This is a genomic window from Polaribacter sp. 11A2H, from assembly GCF_011379025.1.
GTDB lineage: Bacteria > Bacteroidota > Bacteroidia > Flavobacteriales > Flavobacteriaceae > Polaribacter.
The window spans coordinates 127,095-138,778 of the sequence record NZ_WTLD01000002.1; the positions used below are offsets into that span (position 1 = coordinate 127,095).

Here is an 11,684-nt window from a genome sequence, read left to right on the forward strand (position 1 = left end):
AAAAAAAAAAAAAAAAGGATAAAGGGTATGCTGGTTCTAACAATCAGCAACCAAGAGTAACTAATGAAGTTGCCATGACGTTAATAGATTTGAATGCTAATTCAGAAGAAATAATGGCGATTCAAAGAGACAGAAAACCAGTCCGTTTGTTTTATTCTAAAACGTCTGCTATTAATAAAAAAGCACATATGGATGATCTTTATCGTTTGTATGAAGGTTTAAATTTTGAAGGAATTCCTTTAGGATTTATAACTGAAAATATCATTAAAAAACAGAATAATAAAAATTGGAATCTTGTTGCTGTGTATAATACTCCTTTTGTTACCAAAGATGAATTAAACGCCTTACAATCATATTTGAATAATGGAGGAACTATAATTATTGATGACATTAGTTTAGTGAAAAACGAATACGGAAACGAATTAATTGCTTTAACGAAAGGGAAGGGAACTATTATTAGATTGAATTCGGTTGCTAAAATTAGAAACGAAGTTTTATCACTCTTAAAAGAAAAAAATCTACTTTCTGATATTTCTATTGAAGAAACAAATACAGCAGATAGAAAAGGATGTATTTGGAGAGTTGTAAAAAATGAAAAAGGCAATAATGTGCTTTCTGTTGTAAATGTTGGTAAAACAGAAGCTTCTCTAAAAATTTCTTTAAAGGAGGATAAAAATATTATTTGTAAAGATTTAATAAAAGGAATAGCAGTTTCATCAACACCTATTTTAAAACCAAATGAGGTATATTTTGTTGAGGTAACACCCCAAAATTAATTTACTTTTTAGTGCACTCTTCCAAGGTTTTTTTTGACTTTGTAGATGTTTCTAAATACTTAAAAAGTGAACAAAAAGAACTTGAAAAAGAGAACAATACCTACAAGGTTTTTGAAACCTGGCAGGTAAAAAAAATAATTTTATGAAATTATCTAAAATCTTATCAGTAGTATTAATAACCGTATTTTTTTCTTGTAAAACAGTCTTAATTTCTCAAGAGAAGAAAGAAGTCCAAGTTGTTTTATTAGCAGGACAATCTAATATGGCAGGAGCAGGTAATTATGATAATTTGGATGCATCCATCAAAGTAAGAATTGAAAAAGTTGCAAATAGAGTTTTTATAAGTCAGTCTAATACAGACCAAACACCATTGTCTTGGTATAAAAATAAACCAAGTGAAAAATACGATTTTACAAAACGTTTTGGTCCGGAATTAATGATTGGTTTAACCTTGGCAGAAAAATATCCTAATAAAGAATTTTTGTTGATAAAACACGCCAAAGGAGGTACTGCTTTATATGGAGCTTGGAACCCAGATTGGACTTTAGATAAAGCGAAAGAAATAGAAAAAGGGGCAAAAAAACAAAGCTGGAATTTAGTTGAACAACACATCAATTTAATCAATGAGAATTTAGCCATTTTAAAGAAAAAAGGAAAGTCTTATAAAATTATTGGGTTTGCCTGGATGCAAGGAGAAAATGATGCTACTTTAGAAAAAGCAGCAAATAGTTACGCAAATAATTTAGAAAAATTAATAAAAAAGTACAGAATGACTTTTAATGTAGAAGAAATGCCGTTTGTTTTTGGTCAGATTAACTCTAGATACGGAATTAAAAACGGAGCAAAAATGGTTAGAGAACAGATGGAAAAAGTGCCATCAGAAGTAAAAAATGTGCGTTTAGTTAAAACAAGTACAGATACAAGTTGGTCAGATTTTCCTAAGCATACAGACAATGTGCATTACAATACAGAAGGGCAAAAAAGGTTAGGTGAACAATTGGCACAAGAATTAATAGATTTTCTAAAATAAGTTTATGAATAGGTTACTACTGAGTTTTTTGACTTGCCTTATGATTTCTTCGATAACTTTTTCTCAAGAAGAAATTCATGTTGTTTTGTTGGCAGGACAATCTAATATGGCAGGTCGTGGTGTTTCTAAAGAATTAGATGCTGCTCTTATAAAAAGAATTCAAGATGTTTCTGATAGAGTTTTAATCTCAACATCAGATATAGAAAAAAAGAAGCCAGAACCGTTATCCTCTTTTAAGAAGAATTTTGGTCCAGAATTAATGGTGGGGTTAACTTTAGCAGAAGCAAATCCAAAACAACATTATTTATTGATTAAAAAAGCTGTTGGTGGAACTTCTTTGTACGGTGCTTGGAGCACAGAATGGACAAAAGAAAAAGCAATGATTGCAGAACGAGGAGAAGAAAGACAAGCATTGCAATTATATGCTGCTCATATTAAAAATATTCATCAGAATTTAGAAGAATTAAAAGCAGAAAATAAAACCTTTAAAATCTTAGGTTTACTTTGGATGCAAGGAGAAAGTGATACCAATAAAGCCATTACAGCAACGTCTTATCAAAAGAATATTCAGAACTTGATAAATGGGTATAGAAGTGAATTAAAAATAAAAGATTTACCAATTGTAATAGGACAAGTAAATGTGCTGCCAAGAAAATATAAAATTGGCCCAACACAAGTTAGAAATGCAATGTTATCTGTAGCTAATTCTGACAAGAATATAGGAATTATAGAAACATCAACAGATGAAAATTGGTCAGATTTCCCGAAACATTCAGACAATTTACATTACAATACCATAGGGCAAAAAAGATTAGGCATTGCCTTTGCCAAAGAATTAATAAAACTTTCAAATAATTAACAAAATGAAAAAACAGTATTCTTATTTCGCAGTTAGAATTTTATGTGTTTTAATGTTAGCTACTGCTTTTGTAGCTTGTAATCAAAAAGAAAAAGCAACAAAACAAACAAAAGAAATAGTAAAAAAGCCTAATATTTTATGGGTTGTAGCAGAAGATTTATCCCCATTTATGGGTGCTTATGGAGATTCTATAAATAAAGGGCACACACCAGTAATCGATAAATTAGCATCAGAAGGCATTTTATTTAAAAGAGCCTATGCAACTGCACCAGTTTGTTCTGCAGCAAGATCTGCATTAATAACAGGTGTGTATCAAACCACAACAGGTACACATAATCATAGATCTAGTAGGTTTACAGATGGTGAAATTGTACCAGAAGAATTAAGAATACACTTGCCAGAAGGAATGAAAACGATTCCGGAATTGATGAAAGAAGCAGGGTATTTTACGTTTAATAGTGGTAAAGACGATTATAATTTTGATTACGATAGAAGAGCCTTGTATGATGTTGGAACCAAAGAAGATTATAAAGCAGGTATGAATGGTTGGCAAGGAAATCATGCTATAGACTTTATGACAGTAAAAGAGTATGTGTGGAATGCTAGAAAAGATAAAAATCAACCTTGGTTTGGACAAGTTCAAATTATGGGAGGTAAAAAAGATGCAAAATATGTAAGAGAAGGAGAAAAATTGGCTACTAATGATGTGCCTTTACCTCCGTATTTTCCAAATATAAAATCGCAAAGAGAAGCTTGGACAACACATTACAATGCAAACAGAGGTTCTGATGTTACTTTAGAAAAAGTGATAAAGCAATTAGAAGCAGATGGCGAGTTAGAGAATACCATCATCTTTTTCTTTTCAGACCATGGTAGTCCAACTTCGTTAAGACATAAACAATTTTGTTATGAAGGTGGATTGTTGGTGCCTTTAATTATTAAAGGTGATAATCCTGTTTTAAAAGCCGGAACTGTAAGAAACGATTTGGTTTCTTTGCTAGATGTTTCTGCAACTACATTAGCACTAGGTAATGCTAAAATGCCTTCTTATTTAGTGGGACAAGATTTATTTTCGAATGATTATCAAGAAAAAGAATATGTAATTGGAGCAAGAGATAGATGTGATTATACAATTGATAAAATAAGAACCGTAGTTTCTGAAGAGTACAGATATATTAAAAATTATTTTCCTGAAAGACCAATGATGCAAGCTGGTTATAGAGATAATAAAAAGATTGTAACAGATTTTAGAAAATTACATGAGGAAGGTAAATTAACACCATATCAAGAACAACATTGGTTTGGGGTTCGTCCTGTAGAAGAACTGTATGATTTGAAAAAAGATCCGAATCAAATGAATAATTTAGCATTGAATACTGAGTATTCAGAAGTTTTATTAAAACACAGAAATGTTTTAGAAAACTGGATTAAAGAAACAGGAGATAAAGGTCAGTTTCCTGAAGATGCTAAGCAACTAGAAGCAACGTACAATATGTGGAAAGACAGACCTCGCTTTAAAAATGCCAAAATAAACCCAGAATACGATCAGTTTAAAAAGTAGTAAAAACTACACATAAAGACATATTATAAACCTTAGAATACAAACAACCTATAAGTTTAAAGTTTCTTTGTTTAAAAATAAAAAAAAATGAAATCTATATTTATCAAAGGTGTAATAACGCTCTTTTTTGTTTCAATTACATTTTCAAGTTTTGCTCAAAATGATGCTTCTAAACCAAATGTACTATTCATTATGGTTGATGATTTAAATGATTGGGTGGGCGCTTTTGGAGGAAATCCGCAAACAAAAACACCAAATATAGATGCACTTGCAGATAAAAGCACCATTTTTAAAAATGCATATTGTTCTGCTCCTTTGTGTAATCCTTCTAGAGCAAGTATCATGTCTGGTTATAGACCTTCTACAACAGGTGTTTATGGTAATTCAGAGCATTTTAGAGATGTAAAAGGATTTGAGAATACAGTAACCATTCCTCAGTATTTCGAGAGAAATGGGTATAAAACAGCTGCTGCTGGAAAAATATTTCATAGTCCAAGAGGAAATGGGAAAAAACCAAGACCAGGTAGTGATCCTGGATCTTTTCAACAAGAAAGAAAAGGTGGTTTAGGAGGTGCTTTTCCGGATGATAAAGACAAACAATCTCATGGTTTAGATTTAAAAAGTTACGGAGTAAAAGGTTCTTTTTTACATTCTTTTGATTGGTTTCCTGTAGATGTAACCTTAGAAGAAAATAATGATTTTGAATCGGCGGATTATGCAGCTAAATTTTTAGAAGAAAAGCACGATAAACCTTTCTTTTTAGCTTGCGGAATTTTTAGACCGCATTTGCCTTGGTTTGCCCCGAAGGAATTTTTTGATATGTATAACCTAGAAGACATAAAGTTACCAGAAACGTTAAAAAATGATTTAGATGATGTTGGTAAAATGGGACAAAATATGGCTAAAAGAGGCGTTCATAAATCTGTTGTAGAACATGGAAAATGGAAAGAAGCGGTGAGAGCGTATATGGCTAATATTTCTTTTGCTGATGCTTGTGTAGGACATTTATTAAACGGATTAAAAGAAAGTAAATACGCAGATAATACCATTGTCGTTTTAATGGGAGATCATGGTTGGCATTTAGGCGAAAAAGAGCATTGGTCTAAAAATGTATTGTGGGAACGTTCTGCAAAAACACCTTTGTTAATTTTTGATCCAAGAGGAGATGGGAAACCAAAAGTAAGTACTTCTTTAGTTTCTTTATTAGATGTCTATCCAACGTTAGTGGAAATGGCAAACCTTCCTATAAATAAAGAATTAGAAGGGAAAAGTATCTATGATTTAGTAAAAAATCCTACGAACGTAGTTAAAGAATATGTATTAACTTCTAAAGACAAAGGAATTCATTCTTTAAGAAATAAAGATTATAGATATACCGTATATTCAGATGGTTTTGAGGAGTTGTATGATCATAGAATAGACCCGAACGAGTGGACAAACATTGCTAAAAACTCTTCTAATAAAGAGATTTTGAATGCATTTAGAAAAGAATTAAAAAGTATTTTAAAATAATATTTTAATTAAAAATAATATGACGTTTCGCTTAAAACACCTTTATGCATCAATAATCATAATTCCTTTTTTTATTTCATGCAATAGTGTAAAAAAAAAAGTTTCTAAGGATGTTAAAAAACCAAATATCATATTTGTTTTGGTGGATGATTTAGGCTACGCAGATGTTGGTTTTAATGGCTCAACCTATTTTGAAACTCCAAATATAGATGCGCTTGCAAAAGAAAGTTTGGTGTTAGACAATGCCTATATGTATCCTACATGTTCGCCTTCAAGAACTGCAATTTTTACTGGGAAACAATCATTTAGAACAGGTGTTTATACAGTTCCGGTTTTAGAAAAAGGAGATGATCAAGAAAATATTTTTTCTAGATGGACTGTGGGTAAAGAGCATCCTATTTATGCAGAACCTTTGGCTAAAGAAGGTTACAAATCTATCCATTTGGGTAAATGGCATATTGTTGGCCCTTATCCTAAGGAAGAATTGGCAATGGAATATCCGCTTAAAGAAAAATTAAAACAGCCAAATACAGGTGATTATTCTTGGGTAGCAGCTCATAAAAAGCCAGATATTCAACAATATTATCCGGAAGGAAGAGGTTTTGTAAAAAATGTTGGAGGAACTTTTAGAGGAGATCCTGCTTTAGAAGAAGGTGGTTATAAAAGTGCTGCAGGTGGTTATTGGGCTCCATTTAGCAATCCGTTTATAGAGAAAAAACCGACAGATAATTGGCTAACAGATCGTTTAACAGATGATGCTATTGAGTTTATGGCTGAACATAAAAACGAGCCTTTTTTAATCAATTTAAATTATTATGCGGTTCACAGACCTATAAAATATAGAAGTAAAGAATTGTATCAAAAATACTTTGATAAACGGGGTGATACTACTACCGGTCAAGGATTACATGCTAATAAAAAGAAGCACGAATATTTTGCAAGTTATGCAACGATGGTGGAATCTGTAGATGATAATATCAAAAGAATTACAGATTATTTAGACGCTAATAACTTAAGAGAAAATACGGTAATTATTTTCACGTCAGACAATGGTTATCATAGTATGGCAAGTGCTAATGATTTAATGCGTGGCTCAAAAGGGCATATTTACGAAGGCGGAATTAAAGTGCCGATGTTTGTAAACTGGCCCAATAAAGTAACGCCTAGAAGGAGTGAAGTTGCTGTAAGTGGTTTAGATGTTTTTCCTACGTTGATGAATTTAGCAAATATTACTGATTTTAAAGGAACTTTAGATGGAAATTCTATGACAGATTTATTTTCTTCGGATGATAAAAAGTTATCAGAAAGACCATTGTTTTGGCATTTAGCAAGTCGTTTTAAACACGGAACTTGTTCTGTTATAAGAAAAGGAGATTATAAGTTAATTCAGTTTTTGGCTGATGGAAAACTAGAATTATACAACTTAAAAACGGATCCTAAAGAATCTAAGGATTTATCGAATATAGAAGTAGAAACCACAGAAAGCTTATTAAATGAATTGGTTTCTTGGAGAAAAGACAACAAAGTTCCTTTACCACCAAATTCAATATTAGAGTTTTAAGTCCTTTTATTTTTAAGTCTAATTAATATTCTTTATCAATGAAAATAAATTCACTTTTTAGTTTCGCAATAAGTTTTTTGTTATCAACTCAATTGTTTGCTTTTCAGTCTAAGGATTTTTCAACAAAAACCAATAATATTAGAAATTCGGTTGTTGGAGAAATTAATCATAAACCCATTTTATTTGTATCAGAATTAAGTGAAAGTTTAGCTGCTTATTCTTTAGAAGGAAAAGAACTTTGGAACTATAAAATAGACCAACCTTCGGTGATTTTTGAAATTATTGCAGAAGATATTAATAATGATGGAAATGACGATTTATTAGCTGTTGCTGGTAACGGAATAGTCTATTGTATTGATAGTAATGGTAGCTTACTATGGCAATTTACTCCAAATCATAAAGTACGTTTGTCAGAAATTGCTGTGGTAAAAAATGATGGTAAAATTCAAATTTTTGCAGGTGGAAATGATTATCATTTGTATGAAATAGATACAAACGGTAAACAAGTTTCATCAACAAGAATTGAAGGAGTAGTTAGAAAAATTGAAAGAGGAGTTTTTACAGATTCCGGTAAACAATCACTTTTTTTAATGACGTATTTTCATGATAAATTCCGTTGGGAATTTATGGGAATTTTAGATGCTGATTCTAAACAAGTTTTAAAGGAAGTTAGTATTAAACAAAAAGAATTAAAGGCGTTAACCAAAACAATGGTTACAGATATTGCGATAGCCGACATCAATAATGATAAAAAAGATGATATTTTATTTTTTGCCGATAATAGTTTTAAACCTTTCTTTTCTGCTTTAGATGCTGACTTTAATGTTTTAGCAGAATATGCAGGTAATAAAAAGCAGGTGCAACGTTATGCACATTCTCAAGGAAGTTTTTTGGCAAGTAGAAACGAAATTATGTTTCAACACGGCGGTGTTTTAATTGTTTTAGATACAAAAGGAAAGTTATTAAATACAGGTGGAGAAAAATGCGGAAAGGGTGTTTATAGTGATTTTGTTTATGAACCTAAATCAAACCAATTAATAGGAACCGGAACTGTAGATGGTGGAAATAATGTAGATTTTTTTAACTTATCAAAAGATAACTGGTACAAAACTACGCATAAAAAACAAGGTAGAATGTTAGCTGTGGAGCAAAATCTAACAAAACTATACAACCAAATCTTAGAGTATAAAACACCTAGTTATCAGAAGAAATCTAACAAAGATTTTGTGATGATTACAAAAAAAGGAGCTTCTTCTAAGGTAGAAAAATTAGACGGAGGAAACGTGAAATTTGTGATTCAGAAATCTCCAAAAGAAGCTACAGACAGAACGTACTTAGTAAACAAAATTGGTGAATCGGCCTTAAAAAAAGACAAACGAGGAAAGTACCAAGATTCTAGAGAAGATATCATTCAAATGGCTAGAGATTACGAAGCAAAAGGGCAACCTTTTACTTTTTGGGCAGGTCATGGTAATGATCCTTTTTACATTCAAATAGAAACTTTAGAACAAATTTTAGAAGTTGCTCCAAACACTTGCTATGGCTTTGTATATGCAGAAATGGACGATGTAGAAGACCCAAGAGTACAATATTTTGTAAAAGATTATTTACCAAGATTGGCAAAAGCAATCAGAAAAAATAACAGAGCAAAACTCTATTTTAGATATAAAAATATGTTTTGGGCTGCAACGACACATTTACCACTTTGGAAAGATGTTTTTTTATCAGGAAAATACAGCGATTTTTTAGTACCTGCATCCGAAGATACCAGTAATAGAACTCAAGATTTAAACTTGGCGGGACGAATTGGAATGAAATCTGGCGGTTATATTAATGATTTTGCCATGCGTTTGATTGATGATAACCCTACAAGTTGGAGGCCTCTAACTCCTGGAGGTCAAAATTCAGTTTCGCCTTATTTAAGGCAAGGAGTTATGATGGCTGCTTACGGTGCGCGTTACGGAATTGTTTCTACTTCTGGTTTTGTAGAAGAACCGGGTTTAGATATTTTATTTGCAATGATGAAATCTGGCGTTTTACCAGTGGTAGAAAACGAAGATATTTTATCTATAGGTTCTTGGCATTTAATAAAAGATGTAGATGAAAAATTGATTCATACGGTAGATAATCATCATAATATAAAACAGTACAAAAAAGAGGATGAGAATGCTATTTTTTCTGTAGCACAAATGCATTGGGCAGGAACAAATATTCCAGATAATGATTTCTCTAAAATCGCTTTGGGTGTAAAATATAGATGGTTGAGCTATATGCCAGAAATTCCTAATGGAATGGTCGCAATTGCGCCGATAGAAAGTGCCAAAGAATTATCAGAAAAGAACATTCCTTTTAGTATCAGTAATGCAAAGCAAGGGCTTTCTAATAATGAATTTGTATCCGCTAAAAAATATGCTTCAGAATTAAAAAAGATTGTAGAAACGGGTGCAAAACGGTTACCTATTTTGGTAAAAGGTGCTGCTTGGTCTGCTATTAAAATTGATGAAAACCATACAAGAATCATTTTAATGGATTCCGGATATATTGAACCTCAAGAAAGGGATGTAACCATTGTATTTCAACATAGAAAACCAAAATCTGTACAAGATATTTTAAGTAAAGAAAATTTAATAGTTTCTAAAAGTCAAATGGATGTAAAAGTACCGGCGGGTTCTTTAAGGTTTATTGATGTAACGTATTAATTATTAAAAAAAGCAGCAACAGTATTTAACTAATAACAAAATCAAACGAATAACATGAAAATTAAAAGCCAATTACTGTTTTCTGTAGTTTGTGTTTTCTCTATAATGAGTTGCACAAGTCAGAAAAAAGTTGCCAATCAAGCTAAAGAGGAGGTTGTTTTAAATACAAATGAAAAACCAAATTTAATCATCATTCATACGGATGAACATAACTTTAGAACCATTAGTGCGTATCAAAAATTATTACCAGAAGCACAAGCTTTTGTTTGGGGAAAAGGAAACAACTCTAAAACTCCGTTTATAGATAAATTGGCAGAAGAAGGAGCTATTGCAACAAGCTATTATGCTGCTTCTCCAGTTTGTACACCGTCTAGAGCTTCTTTGGTTACAGGTTTGCATCCAGGTGCTACTGGTGCTCCAAAAAACGGAATGCATATTAGTGAAGATGTACCCACTTTTGCAACCATTTTAAGAGACCAAGGCTATGCAACTTCTTATGTTGGTAAATGGCATTTAGCGGGTCATGAAAAATATGCTTTTGGTATTAAATACAAAGCTGGTTTTGATGATAATCGATATATGATGAAAGGTGGACATGCACCTTATTTTCATATAAAAGGAGATAAATTTAAAGGGATTAATGAGAATAATGCAGCGAAACTTCCAAAAGAAGAAGTTGTTCATTCAACTGATTATTTTACGGATAAAACCTTAGAAATTTTAGAGCGTGATAAAAACAAACCTTTTGCGTTAATGCTTTCTATTCCAGATCCGCATACGCCAGATTACGCAAAGCCTCCATACAATACCATGTATGAGAATTTAAAAATTGAAGCTCCAAAAACAATGGCGCCAGAATACACTGCCATAAAGCCTTCTTGGGCTGGTGGTGGTAAACCAGACAATAACGAAGCTTTTGGTAAAAAGGCTTTTGAAAATGAAAAAAATGCGTTGAAACAGTATTTCGGAATGGTGAGTCATATTGATGATTCTGTAGGTAGAATTCTTCAGTTTTTAGAAGACAATGATCTTACAGAAAATACCATTGTAATATTTACTTCAGATCATGGAGATATGTTTTTTGAACACAACAGACGTAACAAAGGTGTACCTTATGAAGGTTCTGCAAGAATTCCTTTTTTAATCCGTTATCCAAACAAAATTCCTTCAGGGAAAGTAATCAATACAGCTTATACAAATGTAGATTTTACACCCACTATTTTAAGTTTGATGAATGTTAAAACAGATGCTAAATTTCAAGGTTTAGATACTTCAGACGATTTTACAAACAATAAAAAAGTAGTAAATAGTGATAGGATTACGTATTTTGCCAAGTCTGGCGGATGGTGGGTTTCTGCAGTAAGTGATAGATATAAATTGGTACTTGATAAAAAGGAAAAACCATATTTATTCGATTTACAAAAAGATCCGGATGAGTTGATTAATTTTTACCAAGATGCAGCATATGCAGGTATTGCAAAAATGATGCAAGCAGAATTGTTTAAGCAAATGAAAATGTATGATGAACCTGGTTTAAAATTAGGTCAGAAATATATTACGGAGTAATGCCGTTTTAAGATAAAATTAGATTGGATTTGGATAAAATGTTTAGGCGTATTTATTCAAATCCTTTTTATGTTTATAAGACCAAATAATTGCCTTTAAATGCATTTAGTATCGCTTATA

7 protein-coding genes and 1 pseudogene are annotated in these 11,684 nt (G+C 31.8%); all 8 read left to right on the forward strand.

The window, feature by feature from the left end; all coding sequences use genetic code 11:
* A pseudogene (locus tag GQS58_RS03065) lies at nt 1–776 on the forward strand (hypothetical protein); the annotation flags it as partial.
* Nucleotides 777–918: 142 nt separating this feature from the next.
* A complete protein-coding gene (locus tag GQS58_RS03070; protein WP_166382720.1) occupies nt 919–1,806 on the forward strand; it encodes a sialate O-acetylesterase in 888 nt (295 codons plus the stop codon).
* 40 nt (nt 1,807–1,846) lie between these two features.
* On the forward strand, nt 1,847–2,665 hold the full coding sequence (locus tag GQS58_RS03075; RefSeq protein WP_166382722.1) for a sialate O-acetylesterase: 819 nt from the start codon (nt 1,847–1,849) through the stop codon (nt 2,663–2,665).
* 4 nt (nt 2,666–2,669) lie between these two features.
* Nucleotides 2,670–4,226 carry a sulfatase gene (locus tag GQS58_RS03080; RefSeq protein ID WP_205860370.1) on the forward strand — a complete coding sequence of 519 codons (1,557 nt, stop codon included), beginning with the start codon at nt 2,670–2,672 and terminating at the stop codon, nt 4,224–4,226.
* A gap of 87 nt (nt 4,227–4,313) precedes the next feature.
* Nucleotides 4,314–5,738, forward strand: coding sequence for a sulfatase (locus GQS58_RS03085; RefSeq protein ID WP_166382724.1), 1,425 nt, complete (start codon nt 4,314–4,316; stop codon nt 5,736–5,738).
* 19 nt (nt 5,739–5,757) lie between these two features.
* Nucleotides 5,758–7,299 carry a sulfatase gene (locus GQS58_RS03090; RefSeq protein ID WP_166382726.1) on the forward strand — a complete coding sequence of 514 codons (1,542 nt, stop codon included), beginning with the start codon at nt 5,758–5,760 and terminating at the stop codon, nt 7,297–7,299.
* A 38-nt stretch (nt 7,300–7,337) separates the two neighbouring features.
* Entirely contained in the window at nt 7,338–9,998 is a 2,661-nt protein-coding gene (locus GQS58_RS03095; protein ID WP_166382729.1) for a PQQ-like beta-propeller repeat protein, read from the forward strand.
* A gap of 54 nt (nt 9,999–10,052) precedes the next feature.
* Nucleotides 10,053–11,564 carry a sulfatase gene (locus GQS58_RS03100; protein WP_166382731.1) on the forward strand — a complete coding sequence of 504 codons (1,512 nt, stop codon included), beginning with the start codon at nt 10,053–10,055 and terminating at the stop codon, nt 11,562–11,564.
* Nucleotides 11,565–11,684: the final 120 nt, after the last annotated feature.